Source organism: Ectothiorhodospiraceae bacterium BW-2 (genome assembly GCA_008375315.1).
GTDB lineage: Bacteria > Pseudomonadota > Gammaproteobacteria > Thiohalomonadales > Thiohalomonadaceae > BW-2.
In genome coordinates this window covers 1,843,555-1,857,301 of record CP032507.1, presented here as the reverse complement: position 1 = coordinate 1,857,301, position 13,747 = coordinate 1,843,555, and the positions used below count along the sequence as shown (strand labels likewise).

The window sequence follows — 13,747 nt, the reverse complement described above, 5'->3', positions numbered from 1 at the left end:
GGTCACTCGCTATAGGCTGTAGTCGAAAAGCCGCTATAGTGACAGATTAGGCCCCGCTTATGCAAAAAGATCGAGCCCCGATGGTGCCACAGTCGCCTGCTGCGAGGCTAACAGCGACTCCTCCCCCTCCAGAGCCATATCGCCTCCAAGGCCGGCTCTGCCACCCCCTTGCTGTCGATTGCCCTCCGCCTGCTGCTGCTGCTGACGGGTGGAGACATCGGTGTCACCTAAGCTCATCCCCGACTGCTCTAACATCTCCCGTAGTCGTGGCATCGCCTGTTCAATCGCTTCACGAGCGCTCTGGTTATTGGCTACAAAGCTAACACTCACCTGCTGGTCTTGATTGACGCTCAACTTAATCTCAACCGGCCCTAACTGTTTCGGATTGAGCTCTAGTTTCGCCTGTTGCAGATTATTTTTGGCCATCCAGGTCACCCGCTCGCCCATAGCTCGATCCCAGTTAGCGTTTCTCAGTGGTACTGGAACGGTAAAACTCGCTAGCTGTGCCGGGGCACCGGTCTGAGTCAATCCGCTTAGGAGGCTATGTGGTGCGTGTGACGCTGAAGAGGCGCTCGGGTTCAGTTGGTTCTGGGTAGCGAGGGTCTCAGCTACCGTGGCAGAGAGTTGGGCGAAGGTTGCTGCGCCATTACGGGGGGGAGTCGTGGCTGAGACTATCCGCTCAGGCGGCAGTTCGCCCTCGCGTGCCATGCGAATAAACTCCCGTAGTGATTGGCGCTGCTGTGGCATCTCCTCACTCTGCTGCCGCCCCTGACGCCCCTCGCCGGCGCTATCACCTTGACTGCGGGTAGCGCCACTCTCACCACGATTCATCGCCTCTCGCGCTTCAGAGAGCACTGAGGCGGTCGAACCGCTGCTACGATTTTCGACAGCTACGGTCGGTTGTACTGGGGGGGCAACTGCGGTGCCTTCGGGTTGTGGTTCAAGCTCGGTATCGCGGCTAATCTGTTCGGCGTTATGATCAGCATTGGCACTGGTGACATTAGTCACATTGGTAGCATTAGTGGTATTGGTAGTATTGGCAGTCGGTTCCGATGCTCTCTCAGTCGGCTCTAGCGACGCTTGCTGCGCTAGTTCGCTACTGTTGGCTAGCGTCACTGCGCTCTCGGGGGCGTGATTTAGCTCTTCTAGTTCATGGTTGCTATCATCGCTGTCGGTAGTCATAGCCACACTCTGCTCTCTAGCTGACTGTTCACTGGTAACGCTGCTATTGGTATCGATAGTGTTGGCGTTGGCGTTGGCGTTGGCGTTGGTGTTAATAGCGGCGGGGGTGACTGGCTCTCTTTGAGTCAAAGTTGCCACGGTCGCATTATCGTTATCTTTATATGTATATGTATCTTTATCGGCGGCGGTCGGGGCGATACTCTCTGTTTGGGTGACTACATCGGCACGCTGCTGAGCTCTCTGCTGTGTCGTCATCATAGCTTCGCCATTAGGTTCGCTTGGTCTGGGTCTGTTATCTGACTGCGCTGGTTCGGATTGCGATTCGGATTCGTTGACCGCAATTGGCACTGGTTGCACTGGCTGTTCGTCAGTGACGGCGGTTTTGACTTGAGCCGCTGTTTGGGCTCGCTCTGGCTCGGTCGTTGAGGGGGAGGGGGAGGTCGGGACGCGCTCTGCTTTCACTTCAGTGGCTGCTGTTTGGGCTCGCTCTGGCTCGGTCGTTGAGGGGGAGGGGGAGATGGGGACGCGCTCCGCTTTCACTTCAGTGGCTGCTGTTTGGGCTCGTTCTGGCTTGGTCGTTGAGGTGGAGGGGGAGATGGGGACGCGCTCCGCTTTCACTTCAGTGGCTGCTGTTTGGGCTCGCTCTGGCTCGGTCTTTGAGGGGGAGGGGGAGATGGGGACGCGCTCCGCTTTCACTTCAGTGGCTGCTGTTTGGGCTCGCTCTGGCTCGGTCGTTGAGGGGGAGGGGGAGGTCGGGACGCGCTCCGCTTTCACTTCAGTGGCTGCTGTTTGGGCTCGCTCTGGCTCGGTCGTTGAGGTGGAGCGGGAGGTCGGGACGCGCTCTGCTTTCACTTCAGTGGCTGCTGTTTGGGCTCGCTCTGGCTCGGTCTTTGAGGGGGAGGGGGAGGTCGGGACGCGCTCCGCTTTCACTTCAGTGGCTGCTGTTTGCGGTTGTTGCGACTCAGTTTCTGCGGTTAGGGCCGTTTTGACTGTCGCTACGGTGGCATTGCTTCGGCTGCTCTCGCCACTTTTGCCACCGTCACCACTCTCGCTACCTACAGAGGTGGCTTGAGCCGTGGTTGTGACTGAGTCGCTCTGTGGCAGTTGCGACTGCCCTCTATTGAGCGGGGTTAGGGCAGTTTCAGCTACGGAGTCACCGCTAGCCTTAGAGTGTATCGACTGCCTAGCACTACGCAATATCGATAGCGAGAGCTCACCGGGACGGTTAACGGTTAGTTGTTGGTCAGTCAACACGGTACCTAGCTTAGATTGACCACTAACCGCCTCAGTTATTGGGCCTTTTGTTGAGTCTTTTGTTGAGCCATTGACTGCCCCTTCGACAGTCCCTTTTACGCTATCTTTGGCGGCCAAAGAGATCCCCTCTTCGCTCTTGCTATCGCTCTTCAGTTGCCCTACCGTCTGCTTCTCTGTGCTCTCGGTAGTCACGGTGGTCGCGACAGCGGTACCTTGCGCGACTGTCTTGGTGCTAGCCTCAGACGCGATAAGCTCCCCCCCCTCTCCTGCCGGTGCCATGGTCTGAACCGCAACACCGCTCTGCTGCTGTAATTGACGGCTGAACTCCGAGGCAAACAGCAGTGGCTGCCCCTCGGTTTTCCCGAAAGTGACTCCATTGGCAGCTCGACTGCCCCCCGCTGACAGACCCGATTCTGCCTGAATTGTAACTGCTGCCTGCATGGCTCTTACCCCCGTAACATTAAATAGTATCGATTCACTCTAGTCACTACGGCGCCGCTGCGCCATCTCATCTATCGCCTTCTGTTCCTGACGACTCTCACTCTGCCGCTCCTCTAGCAGATAGCGTTCGGTCACCTTATTAAACGCTTGGGTGCGGCCACGACGGCTTAACCAGTAGCGTTGCGCCTGCTCCCGTTGTAAATTGGCCTGCTTTACGACCTCCTGCTGCTGCTCAATGGCTACATCGAGCTTGGCCAAAAAGAGCTGTAGCTGGCGCAGTCGTCCCGCTGAAACCCCCGCTCTTCCCTGCTGCTGTAAGCTCTGGTGATACTCCTGTTTATAGAGCATCAGCTCACTGAGCTGCTGCTGCTGTCGCTCGACATAGCGACTGCTCTTACCAAAATCCTCTAACGCCTGCTTTTCGGCCCTCTCCGCCAACATTTTGACACTGTCGAGGCGTTGAGATCTCTTCTGTGCCACGACCGATTACCCCTTATGCCTGCACTAACTGCTGCATCTGTTTAATGGAGTCCGCTAAGGTCACCTTCTGCTGCATATCTTGCTGCAAGAAGGTGGCGATATGGGGCTGCAACCGTATCGCCTCGTCGATCTGCTTATCGCTGCCACTGCTGTAGGCACCGACGCTAATCAGATCGCGACTCTTTTCATAGAGGGAGTAGATCCGTTTAATCGCCCGCGCCTGCTGCTGGTGCTGTGTCGTAGTGACCGCTGGCATAACTCGGCTAATAGAGGCCTCAATATCGATAGCGGGAAAGTGGCCCATCTCTACCAGACGCCGATTGAGCACGACATGGCCATCTAAAATCGCCCGAGCCGAATCGGCGACCGGATCTTGCTGATCATCCCCCTCGGTCAAGACGGTATAGAAGGCGGTCATTGAGCCCCCCCCCTCACGCCCATTCCCTGCCCGCTCCACTAGCTGCGGAATTTTGGCAAATACCGAGGCCGGATAGCCCTTCGTTGCCGGCGGCTCACCGATGGAGAGCGCTAGCTCCCGCTGCGCCATCGCGTAGCGGGTAAGGGAGTCCATGAGTAAGAGGACATTTTTACCCTGATCGCGATAGTACTCGGCAATCGCCGTCGCCATGGAGGCACCATGGAGCCGCATCACTGGGGTGGTGTCGGCCGGTGCGGCGACCACAACGGAGCGCTTTAGCCCCTCTTCGCCCAAAATCTCGTCAATAAACTCCTTAACCTCTCGCCCCCGCTCACCAATTAGCCCAACCACAATGACATCGGCGGTGGTATATTTGGTCATCATACCGAGCAGGACACTCTTACCGACCCCACTACCGGCAAAGAGCCCCATCCGCTGCCCCTGACCGACGGCCAACATTGAGTTAATCGCTCTCACCCCGACATCGAGCTGCTGCCTAATCGGTGCCCGTTCCATCGGATTGATAAAGTAGCCCGCTAACGGATAGCTGTCGCTAGTCTGTAGTGGCCCTTTGCCATCGAGCGGCTCACCGGCACCATCGATCACCCGCCCTAACAGAGCCGCTCCGACAGGTGCGGTATAGTATTTACCCGTCGGGACGACTCGCGAGTCGGGGCTAATCCCTTGGGTATTGCCGGTCGGCATCAGATAGACTCTATCGCCGCTAAAGCCGACCACTTCGGCCTCAATTTTACCGCCGTGGGCATTATCGATAAGACAACGGGAGCCGATGGGGGTACGAATACCGCTCGCTTCGAGCGTTAACCCCACCATGCGCATTAACCGCCCCTCAACCTGCATCGGTAGCGGAGCATCGCGATTGCTTTCAAGCGCCCGCTCTAAGCGGCTGCTAAGTCGGCTTAAACGCTGCTGCTGTAGCTGTTGAAAATTCATATCGGGTTACTCTTCAAATATCTCGGCGGCAATGGCTCGAATCTGCTCTTCAATACTCATGTCGATGCGAGCGCTCCCCGACTCCAACCTAGCGCCGCCACGACTCATCGTTGCATCGGCTCTCACTCTGACTAGCGTCGGCTCGAAATGGTGTTCAATCAGCGCCACATCCTCCGGATTGAGGTAGAGGGTACTCTGCTGTTGATCCGCTCCAGGTAGCCGCTGCAGCGCCTCGCGAACCATCGGTAGTAGCGCTTCGCTGCCACTACTAAAGTCGGCGCGAACAATGCGCTCAGCAATCGAGATCGCCAATTGACACACCTGCTGCGACAGCGTCTCATCCAGTCGTTGTAGCGGTTGCTGTACCGTTTCGAATAGCTGCTGTAGCTCTTCACGAGTACGGTTCAGCTCTGCCTCTCTCTGAGCTATCTTCTCTTTAGCGGCCGCTAGACCATCGTTCTCACCCTGAACAAACCCCTCTTGATAGGCCTCTTGCTGAATCGCCTCTAGCTCCTCTGCGGTCAGCGGCTGAATCTGCTCCTCCTCCTCAGCTAGCTCCTCATAGCTCTTGCCTGAGTGGCCGCTATCGAAGTTAGGCATCTGCCACAGCTGGGCCGCCTGCTCCTTGTCACGAATTAGATCAGATATACTCATCAGCGCCACCTAGTGAAATTTCACCCGCTTCGGCCATGCGTCGAGCCACGGCCAGAATCTCTTTCTGCGCCTCCTCGACCTCGCTAATTTTCACCGGCCCCTTCGCCTCCAGATCATCGCGCAACATCTCTGAAGCCCGCTTGGACATATTCTTCATAATCTTCTCCCGCAGCTCATCATCGGCCCCTTTCAGTGCCATGACCAGCGTTTCGGAGTTAATCTCACGCATCATGGTCTGAATGCCGCGATCATCGACCTCTTTCAGATTATCGAAGACAAACATCAGATCCTCAATCTTCGCACCGAGCGCCTCATCGACCTCTTTCAGCTCCTCCATAATGGTGGCCTCAACGGCTGAATCCATAAAGTTAAGGATGTTGGCTGCTGTTTTGTGTCCCCCCACCGTCGAGGAGCGGTAGTTCGAACTCTCACCGGAGAACTGTCGCTCCAATATCTCATCTAGCTCATTCAGAGCCGAAGGCTGAATACCGTCAAGACTGGCGATACGCAGCACCAGATCGGTACGCATATTCTCCGGCATTAGCTCCAGAATCTCCGAAGACTGCTCCGGCTCCAGATAGGAGAGGACAATCGAGATAATCTGGGGATGCTCTAGGCGCAAAAAGTCGGCAATAGCGCGAGACTCCATCCACTTTAGCGCCTCTAGCCCTTTCGATGAACGGCCTAACAGAATCCTATCGATGAGACTCTCAGCCTTATCCTCTCCGAGGGCATTTCTTAGTACCTTGCGTAGATACTCCTCATTACTGGTGCCTAGGGATGTCAGCGTACCAAGGGTCTCGGCAAACTCTCCGACGACGGTATTGACCATACCACGACTGACATCGGTTAAATTGGCAATCGCCTCACCGACACTCTGAACCTCTTTTGGGCCGAGCTGGCGCATAATTTGTGAGGCGGTCTCATCCCCCAAACTCATCATCAAGATGGCGGCCTTCTCCGCCCCCGAGAGCTTGGTAACATCTTTCTCTTGTGCTTCGGCCATGACTAGCGACCTCCTTCCCCAATCCACTTTCTAACGACTTGAGCAACTAGCGCTGGATCATTTTTGGTGACATGAGCAACCATCTGTAGATTCTCCTCGTAGGCACCCGGTGTCGGTAGCTCAATCAACCCATCCAAACCCAGCTTCTTATTAGCATCAGCCTCCTCTTGCTTCATCGCCGCCGAGAGCCCCTCAGCCAGCGCCAGCTCCTCTGCTACCTGCATTCGGTTCGATTCCGCCAGACGACCTAGCATCGGACGGATAACCACCAGCAGGAAGAGTACCACCAATAGGAAGCCGAGTACCAGTTTGATGACATCGATAAACCAAGCCTGCTCCCAGATGGGGATCTCTGGCAAGACGATAGGCTCACTATTTAACCCCTCAAACCGCGTATTCATTACATTAATGGTATCGCCTCGACGACCACTATAACCGACCGCCTCTTTGATTAGCGCCGTCAGCCGCTCCAGCTCATCGACGCTGCGCTCGATAGGCTCGCCATTCTCGTCCAACTTATGATCCAGTACCACCGCAATCGACAGCCGTTTTACCTGCCCCATCGGGTTAGAGATATGGCTAATGGTACGATCAAGTTCGTAGTTACGGGTTGCCTGCAAGTTTTTGCTCGAAGAGCGAGTCCCCCCATTCGCGCCTACCGCATCTTCGGGGGCGTTACCCGCTCCGGGAGGTTGATTGGCCAACGCGCCAGGAATCCCTATCGGTGCGGCACCAACCCGCTCCTCTTCGACCACCTGCTCACTCCGTAGCGCGGGCAGATCGGGGTTATAGCTCTCCATGGTCTTTTCAGTCGCGGTAAAATCGATATCAGCTGCAATTTGGGCTCTGATCTTATCCTCCCCCACAATCGGCCCTAGAATCGACACCACTCGATCAATGTAGGTATTTTCGACCATGCGGGTATATTTTAGCTGCTCTTCGCTCACATTGAGCGCTGAACGGTTCTGTTTATCGCTCAAAAGGTTGCCCCGCTCATCGATAATCGTCACATCAGCCGGCTCCATATTGGGTACGCTAGCGGCCACTAGATGGCTAATCGCATCGACCTGACTCTCCTCTAGCTGGCGACCGGAGAAGAGGTTCACCAGTACCGACGCTGAGGCCCGCTCCTTTTTGCGCACAAAGGCCGACTGTTTCGGTAGCGCCAGATGGACGCGGGCGCTACGAACGCTGTGAATTGCGGTAATCGATTTAGCCAACTCCCCCTCAATCGCATGCTGATAACGGGCTATCTCCATAAACTGACTGGTACCGAACTCCGGCTTCTGCTGCAAAATCTCCAACCCCAGACCGCTGCTGCGCGGCAGTCCCTGACTGGCGAGTTGTAGCCGAATATCGTGCAGTCGGTCACTCGGCACCATCACCGCGCCGCTCATGCTGTCGAGCTTATATTCGACATTTAGCGCCATAAGGGCATCGACGATTTCAGTCGCCTCTTTCCCCTCTAGGCCGCCAAATAGAATCGACATATCGGGCTTCATCGACCAAAGAACAACAACGGCAATAAGCGCCACACTGGCCGCAGTACTAATTAACAGGGCCAGTTGACGCACCACTGGTAACCCCAAAAACCCCTTCACCGACTCAGGTAGGTTATCGGGAGGAACCAAATCGTGTTCAACAGTAATCTCTTTTTCCATGATGGCTCTCTCTTGCGCTCTAAATCTTATGATTGTGATTCATTTAAGCAGTTACCGCAGGGCAAAAGTGTGTCGTAAACGACAAAATCGCCCTGCAGCACCACTCCCCTACACCTGCATCCGCATCATCTCTTGGTAGGCCTCTACCATCTTGTTGCGAATCTGCATCATACCGTCAAAGGCGATTCCCGCCTTCGCTTTCGTCATCATCACCTCGGGCAGGGTGACCTCAGGGTCACCCATCTCAAACCGCTTGGTAATATCGCTAGAGCTCTTCTGCATCTGATTAACCCGATTAATTGAGTTAGCTAGCAGAGAGGAGAAGTCGCCATTCGCCCCCTCGCCTAGCTGCGACTTGCCGATAGCCTCAATGGTGCCGTTTGGTCTGATACCTTGATCAACCTGTTGAGCCATCTGCCGCAACTGTGCTAAAAGTTGGCTGTTATCTATTTTGCTAATCATATTACACCCCCTGAAAGAGTACTAAACTGGAAACATCTATTCCAATGCAGATTTCGTTCCAATTTTATTTACCCTATGATTTTTAATGACTTTTATTTTGAAATTGCGCTCTATTGGGCACAAAAAACCGCAGCGTCAATATTTTGACAAGATGAACTCGCCCCCCCCCTATCGAGTCTGCACCTTCACTACCTTGCTGCCGTTTATCCTGATTGCCAAGGTTGCCGCGTTAACGGTCGCGACGGTTGTCTCTGATAGCGAGACCGATTTTTGGGTTCTGATGGCGCTGTTATCGCTGTTTCTGCTCTGGATAGCCATTATGGTGGTCATCAGCCTCTGTCTGCTACAGAGCTGGTTACGCACTCTGTCGCTAGGTCGCCAAATCGGGACAATTGCCGCTATCGTGGCGTTGTGGCTCGTGGGGGTGACCGAACTGACACAGCACTCTCTTGGTTCGCTCCTCCCCCCGGCGCTACTTACCCTGTCGCCCTATTTTCGCTGGCAGGTCTATCTGCTGGGGTTATTGAGTCTGCTACTCGGCACCCGTTACCTCTATGTGCTGTTAACCTGGCGTCAGCAGGTAGAGCAGCAGGCTGAGCTTAAACTACAGCATCTACAGGCCAGAATTCGTCCCCACTTTCTATTTAATAGCTTAAACACGATTGCAGCTCTCATTCCTGAACACCCTCAAGTCGCGGAAGCGGCAGTGCTCGATTTTGCCGATTTAATGCGTAGCCACATCCATCAGCAGCGTATCCTAGGTAGCGTTGGCGAGGAGATCACCCTCTGCCAACGCTACCTCGGCTTAGAGCAGCTACGGTTAGGGGAGCGGCTGCGCTGTTGCTGGCAGATAGAGCCCGGTACCGAGCAGCTACAGCTACCGCTACTCACCCTACAGCCGCTGTTGGAGAACAGCATCTATCATGGCATAGAGCCCTCACCGTCGGGGGGGGAGATTCGAGTGACGATTCAGATCCAAAAGCAGCGCTTAAAGATAGTGGTGAGCAACCGTGTTGAAGAGCGCTTAAACATAAGCTCGCGCCAGCACAACCATACCGCGCTAGAGAATATCGCGACTCGGCTACGCCACTGTTACGGCAGCGACGGCTCGATCACCTCGCAGCAGCAGGCGGGGCTCTTTACGGCCACGATTGAACTCCCTGTTCAATATTGGCAAAAATGAGTGTAACCGTTCACACTCCCTGCTAATTTTACCCCTCACCCCAACCCTCTCCCGCTGGGAGAGGGAGATTAAGGAGGGAGAGTGAACGGTTACAAGTTAGATGACTTTGGAGAATCGCTGTCCACTCTTTTGCTGCAAGTAGGCGTCAAACACCATGCAGATATTGCGAATGAGTAGCTTGCCGCGCGGCTCTACCACAATCTGTTCCGCTTCGAGCCGTAACAGGCCATCTTGCTCCATCTCTGACAGCGCCGCTAATTCGGTGGCAAAGTGTTGATTAAAATCGATCTTAAATAGCTGGTTAACCGCCCCTTTTTGGAGCTGAAAGTGGCAAATTAGCTGAGTAATCACATGACAACGCAACCTATCCTCTTCGGTCAGGGCGATGCCTCGAAGCAGAGGGAGTCGGCCCTGGTCGAGCGCAGCATAGTAGTCATCACTCTGTTTGATATTTTGACTGTAGCTGTGGTGTACCTGACTGATAGAGGTGACACCGATACCGATAAGATCACAGTCAGCATGGGTCGAGTAGCCTTGAAAGTTGCGGTAGAGCTTCCCCTCTCGCTGTGCGGTAGCTAGCTCATCATCGGGTCTGGCAAAGTGATCCATGCCGATATAGAGGTAGCCGGCATCGGTCAACTTATCGATAGTTAGCTGTAGAATCTCCAGCTTCTGCTGCGGTTGTGGCAGATCGGCTTCGTTAATTCGCCGCTGCGGTTTAAATAGATCGGGCAGGTGGGCGTAGTTAAACACCGCTAACCTGTCGGGGCCGATATCGATCACCTCATCTAAGGTACGGCTAAAGCTAGCGACACTCTGAAACGGCAGACCGTAGATCAGATCAAGGCTAATCGATTTAAACCCCTCATCGCGAGCCCAGTCAAGGGTACGGCGGGTCATATCGGCCGGCTGAATTCGGTTCACCGCCTGCTGCACCTGCGGTGCAATATCTTGTACCCCCAGACTCATACGATTAAAGCCAAGTGATCGCAGTAGTTTAATCGACTCATGGCTCACTTCACGCGGGTCTATTTCAATCGAGTACTCGCCCTCATCGTTATCGAGCAGGGTAAAGTTCTGCCGCGTCTGCGCCATTAGCTGTGACATCTCACTATGGGAGATAAAGGTCGGGGTACCCCCTCCCCAGTGGAGCTGGGTCACTAGCCGCTGGCGATCAAACTGCTCGCTCTGTAGGGCAAGCTCGCGATAGAGCCGCTCAAGGTAGGGAGCCGCTTTACTCCTATCTTTGGTCACTACCTTATTGCAGCCGCAATAGAAGCAGACTGTATCGCAAAAAGGGATATGGAAGTAGAGCGATAGTGGCGCACCACTGCGGTTACTTAGCGCCACCTGCTGCTGATAGTCGCTTAAGGTAAACTCGGCGCTAAACTCTACCGCCGTCGGGTAGGAGGTGTAACGGGGGCCACTTTTGCTATATTTTTGCAGCAGCGATTCATCAAATTGGATATTCTCTCTATTCACGCCAGCACCTTAATCGTCGTCAATATTGAGCCCCAGTTTATGGGTCTCATTAATAACCGCTAGTAGCTGGGCGAACGGTAGCTGCGAACTGAGTCGATTGGAGATATCCATAATGGGCAGATCCTCTTTGCCAAAGAGGTAGCTGCCATCGGCCATACTCTGGCGCAGGCTCTTTAGGTGTTCGAGCAGTGGCTGCAGCACCTTCAGCCTCTCGCCCGCATCGTCCATATCGTACTCGATACAGGCGATAAACTCTTCAATCTCGATGATGGTCTGCTCCACCAGTTCGACATACTCTTCAGCAGTTTTAGGATGGTTGTTATACATACTCGTTATCAATTAGTTCGCGAACAGGTGGCGCCACGGCGCTAACTCGGCTGCCGTGAGTGTAAAGACGCCATGACCTCCCCGTTCAAATTCAATCCAAGTCAACGGCAGCTGCGGGTAGAGCTGTTCAACATGGTGCTGTGAGGCCCCCACTTCAATTATTAGCACCCCATTGTCGGTTAAATAGTCGTTCGCCTGCGCTAAAATACGGCGCACAATATCGAGCCCATCGGCTCCTGAGGCGAGCGCTAGCACCGGCTCGTGGCGATACTCTGGCGGCAAAGCGGCCATCTCATCGCTCTCGACATAAGGGGGGTTAGCCACGATCAGATCAAACCGTTTTGACGCTAACGCGGTAAAGAGATCCGACTCGACTAACTCAAGCTGAGACTCCACCCCGTGGCGCTGCCGGTTATGCTCCGCCACCGCTAATGCCGCCGGACTAATATCGCTAGCAGTGATGGCCACTTCAGGGAGGGCGAGCGCTGAGGCGATGGCAATGCAGCCAGAGCCGGTACAGAGCTCAAGCATACTCTCCAGACTCTCTGGCTCAACCCAAGGGGCGTAACCGACCTCAATCAGTTCGGCTAGTGGGGAGCGGGGAATCAGCACCTGCTTATTGATCTCAAATCTAAGCCCCGCAAACCACGCCTCACCGGTTAAGTAGGCCGCCGGCTGGCGAGTTGAGATTCGCCGTTGCAATAGCTGCACAACCCGCTCCCGTTCAGGGCCGGTTAAGCGGCTCTGAAGGTAGCTATCGGGTAGCTGAAACGGTAAATTTAGCGCAAACAGCACCAGATAACGCGCCTCATCCAGCGCATTATCGCTACCGTGGCCGAAGCAGAGCTGCGCTCGAGTAAACTCAGAGGCACCCCAACGAATCGCATCGGCAAGCGTCACCACCTCGGTCGCCACCGAACGGGATAGCGTGTTCATTGAGCTGTGGGGTTAATAAAACAGCCGCCGATAGAGTCGCCGCGGCAGATCATGCCATTTGACCACTCGGTGCGGGCCAAAATAGCCCCCTTTATATTGGCGCGATTAATGAGCGCCCCCCTCAGTTTGGCATAGGAGAGATCGGCTCCTTCCAGATTGGCATCTCGTAGATCGGCATAACTTAAGTCGGCCCCTTTCAAATTGGCTCCCCTTAAATCGGCCTCTTTTAGAATCGCCTTACTCAACTTGGCGTAGGCGAGCTGATTGTCGGTTAGCTTTGCCCCAGCTAGATTCGCTTCGGTCAAATCGATATGGTTCATAAGCGACCCTGCCAAATCACGCTCCGCTAACTCTGCTTGATGCTTATCACAACCGCTCCAGTTGATCCCTGGGGCCGCCACCGCATCACACTCCGGTTCGGGAATATCGATTCGTAGCTGAACTAGCAATACTGACATAGCGATAATCACGACCACAAAGAGCGCTACCGCTGCGGCGGTAATAAGGTTGCGTTGGCGTTGACGCTGCGCCTCCTGCTTAGGATTCGGCTCTTCGTGGTGGATACGCTCCCCTAACGCTTGTGGATTCTTAAGCAGCCACTGCTGCTCCCGCTCTAGTCGCTGCCGCTCATCGGGCGTTAAGATCCCTTCGAGTCCTAGTGCCGTTTTCGGATCGAGCGCCCCGACCCTCTCTAGGGGGAGCCAGCTCTTGCCATCACGACTCACCAAGTCCTGTTTACCAATGCGTCGCAAAATCACATAGTGGAGCATTTGCGCTAGGGGAAAGGGGCCAAAGCTTCCGGCAGCTCCCTTAACATACCACCGTTCGGCCCCTTTGACAGAAGGCTGACTCATCGCTCTACCGGACTCTGCTCATAGCGCTGCATCATGGCGATCAGATCGGCCTCGCCGCGGGTAATATTGCAAATTTCGGTTAACTCTTCGACAGTCGCCCCCTTGCGAGCTAACTTAACCGCCTGCTCAAACGAAGATGAGGGCTCATCGCTCTCGCTACGGGTGACACTAAACTGCTTCTCATGCAAGGTCGCTAGCCGTTGGTCAAACTCGTGGAGCTGCTGTTTAAACTGCTGATGCGCTTTAGCTTGCCGACCATCGAGCGCACTCATCTGCTCCCCCATCTTAACCCCAGCACTACCGAGGCCACGAACCTCTGTCTGTAACTGCTCTAGTCGCTGCTGCTGCTGATCGAGCTGCTGCTCGGTATAGCGAAGCCGAACATAGAGAAATAGCGCCACTGCGGCCAAAATCAGCCACAACAGCGCCGACACAAGCAGTTCAACCGTCACC

General features: G+C 54.8%; 13 protein-coding genes. 1 reads left to right on the top strand and 12 read right to left on the bottom strand.

What is annotated here, in order from left to right:
- Nucleotides 1-57: 57 nt before the first annotated feature.
- The 7 genes from D5085_08805 to fliE form a co-directional block, all read right to left on the bottom strand.
- Complete coding sequence (locus D5085_08805) at nt 58-2,877, bottom strand: hypothetical protein (protein QEP43205.1); 2,820 nt, start codon at nt 2,875-2,877, stop codon at nt 58-60.
- Nucleotides 2,878-2,916: 39 nt separating this feature from the next.
- A complete protein-coding gene (gene fliJ, locus D5085_08800; protein QEP43204.1) occupies nt 2,917-3,318 on the bottom strand; it encodes a flagellar export protein FliJ in 402 nt (133 codons plus the stop codon).
- A 52-nt stretch (nt 3,319-3,370) separates the two neighbouring features.
- On the bottom strand, nt 3,371-4,729 hold the full coding sequence (gene fliI / locus D5085_08795) for a flagellar protein export ATPase FliI (protein ID QEP43203.1): 1,359 nt from the start codon (nt 4,727-4,729) through the stop codon (nt 3,371-3,373).
- A 6-nt stretch (nt 4,730-4,735) separates the two neighbouring features.
- Nucleotides 4,736-5,383, bottom strand: a complete 648-nt coding sequence (locus D5085_08790; GenBank protein ID QEP43202.1) for a hypothetical protein — start codon at nt 5,381-5,383, stop codon at nt 4,736-4,738.
- Nucleotides 5,370-6,389: a flagellar motor switch protein FliG gene (gene fliG / locus D5085_08785; protein QEP43201.1), complete on the bottom strand. Its 1,020-nt coding sequence runs from the start codon at nt 6,387-6,389 to the stop codon at nt 5,370-5,372. Before fliG ends, D5085_08790 begins: the two co-directional genes overlap by 14 nt.
- A 2-nt stretch (nt 6,390-6,391) precedes the next feature.
- Entirely contained in the window at nt 6,392-8,050 is a 1,659-nt protein-coding gene (gene fliF / locus D5085_08780; protein QEP43200.1) for a flagellar basal body M-ring protein FliF, read from the bottom strand.
- Between the two features lie 108 nt (nt 8,051-8,158).
- Nucleotides 8,159-8,512 (bottom strand): flagellar hook-basal body complex protein FliE, encoded by a 354-nt coding sequence (gene fliE, locus D5085_08775; GenBank protein QEP43199.1) that lies wholly within the window; start codon nt 8,510-8,512, stop codon nt 8,159-8,161.
- Nucleotides 8,513-8,597: 85 nt separating this feature from the next.
- On the opposite strand from fliE, the gene D5085_08770 reads away from it, so the two are divergent.
- A complete protein-coding gene (locus D5085_08770) occupies nt 8,598-9,695 on the top strand; it encodes a hypothetical protein (protein ID QEP43198.1) in 1,098 nt (365 codons plus the stop codon).
- A 96-nt stretch (nt 9,696-9,791) separates the two neighbouring features.
- Here D5085_08770 and hemN read toward each other — a convergent pair whose 3' ends face one another.
- From hemN to D5085_08745, 5 genes are read right to left on the bottom strand one after another with little or no spacing between them, the layout of a single operon-like run.
- Nucleotides 9,792-11,177, bottom strand: a complete 1,386-nt coding sequence (gene hemN, locus D5085_08765; protein ID QEP43197.1) for an oxygen-independent coproporphyrinogen III oxidase — start codon at nt 11,175-11,177, stop codon at nt 9,792-9,794.
- Between the two features lie 9 nt (nt 11,178-11,186).
- The gene (locus D5085_08760) at nt 11,187-11,504 is read right to left on the bottom strand and encodes a general secretion pathway protein GspF (protein ID QEP43196.1); all 318 of its coding nucleotides are present in this window, start codon (nt 11,502-11,504) and stop codon (nt 11,187-11,189) included.
- Between the two features lie 12 nt (nt 11,505-11,516).
- Nucleotides 11,517-12,440 (bottom strand): 50S ribosomal protein L3 N(5)-glutamine methyltransferase, encoded by a 924-nt coding sequence (locus tag D5085_08755; GenBank protein QEP43195.1) that lies wholly within the window; start codon nt 12,438-12,440, stop codon nt 11,517-11,519.
- Nucleotides 12,437-13,294: a hypothetical protein gene (locus tag D5085_08750; protein ID QEP43194.1), complete on the bottom strand. Its 858-nt coding sequence runs from the start codon at nt 13,292-13,294 to the stop codon at nt 12,437-12,439. Before D5085_08750 ends, D5085_08755 begins: the two co-directional genes overlap by 4 nt.
- Complete coding sequence (locus tag D5085_08745) at nt 13,291-13,746, bottom strand: DUF2802 domain-containing protein (protein ID QEP43193.1); 456 nt, start codon at nt 13,744-13,746, stop codon at nt 13,291-13,293. The genes D5085_08750 and D5085_08745 overlap by 4 nt, the downstream gene beginning before the upstream one ends.
- Nucleotide 13,747: the final 1 nt, after the last annotated feature.

Bases quoted from the DNA above. Each gene is read 5' to 3' on its own strand.
- D5085_08805 (QEP43205.1), bottom strand. From the start codon at position 2,877: ATGCAGGCAGCAGTTACAATTCAGGCAGAATCGGGTCTGTCAGCGGGG.
- fliJ (QEP43204.1), bottom strand. From the start codon at position 3,318: ATGTTGGCGGAGAGGGCCGAAAAGCAGGCGTTAGAGGATTTTGGTAAG.
- fliI (QEP43203.1), bottom strand. From the start codon at position 4,729: ATGAATTTTCAACAGCTACAGCAGCAGCGTTTAAGCCGACTTAGCAGC.
- D5085_08790 (QEP43202.1), bottom strand. From the start codon at position 5,383: ATGAGTATATCTGATCTAATTCGTGACAAGGAGCAGGCGGCCCAGCTG.
- fliG (QEP43201.1), bottom strand. From the start codon at position 6,389: ATGGCCGAAGCACAAGAGAAAGATGTTACCAAGCTCTCGGGGGCGGAG.
- fliF (QEP43200.1), bottom strand. From the start codon at position 8,050: ATGGAAAAAGAGATTACTGTTGAACACGATTTGGTTCCTCCCGATAAC.
- fliE (QEP43199.1), bottom strand. From the start codon at position 8,512: ATGATTAGCAAAATAGATAACAGCCAACTTTTAGCACAGTTGCGGCAG.
- D5085_08770 (QEP43198.1), top strand. From the start codon at position 8,598: ATGACTTTTATTTTGAAATTGCGCTCTATTGGGCACAAAAAACCGCAG.
- D5085_08760 (QEP43196.1), bottom strand. From the start codon at position 11,504: ATGTATAACAACCATCCTAAAACTGCTGAAGAGTATGTCGAACTGGTG.
- D5085_08755 (QEP43195.1), bottom strand. From the start codon at position 12,440: ATGAACACGCTATCCCGTTCGGTGGCGACCGAGGTGGTGACGCTTGCC.
- D5085_08750 (QEP43194.1), bottom strand. From the start codon at position 13,294: ATGAGTCAGCCTTCTGTCAAAGGGGCCGAACGGTGGTATGTTAAGGGA.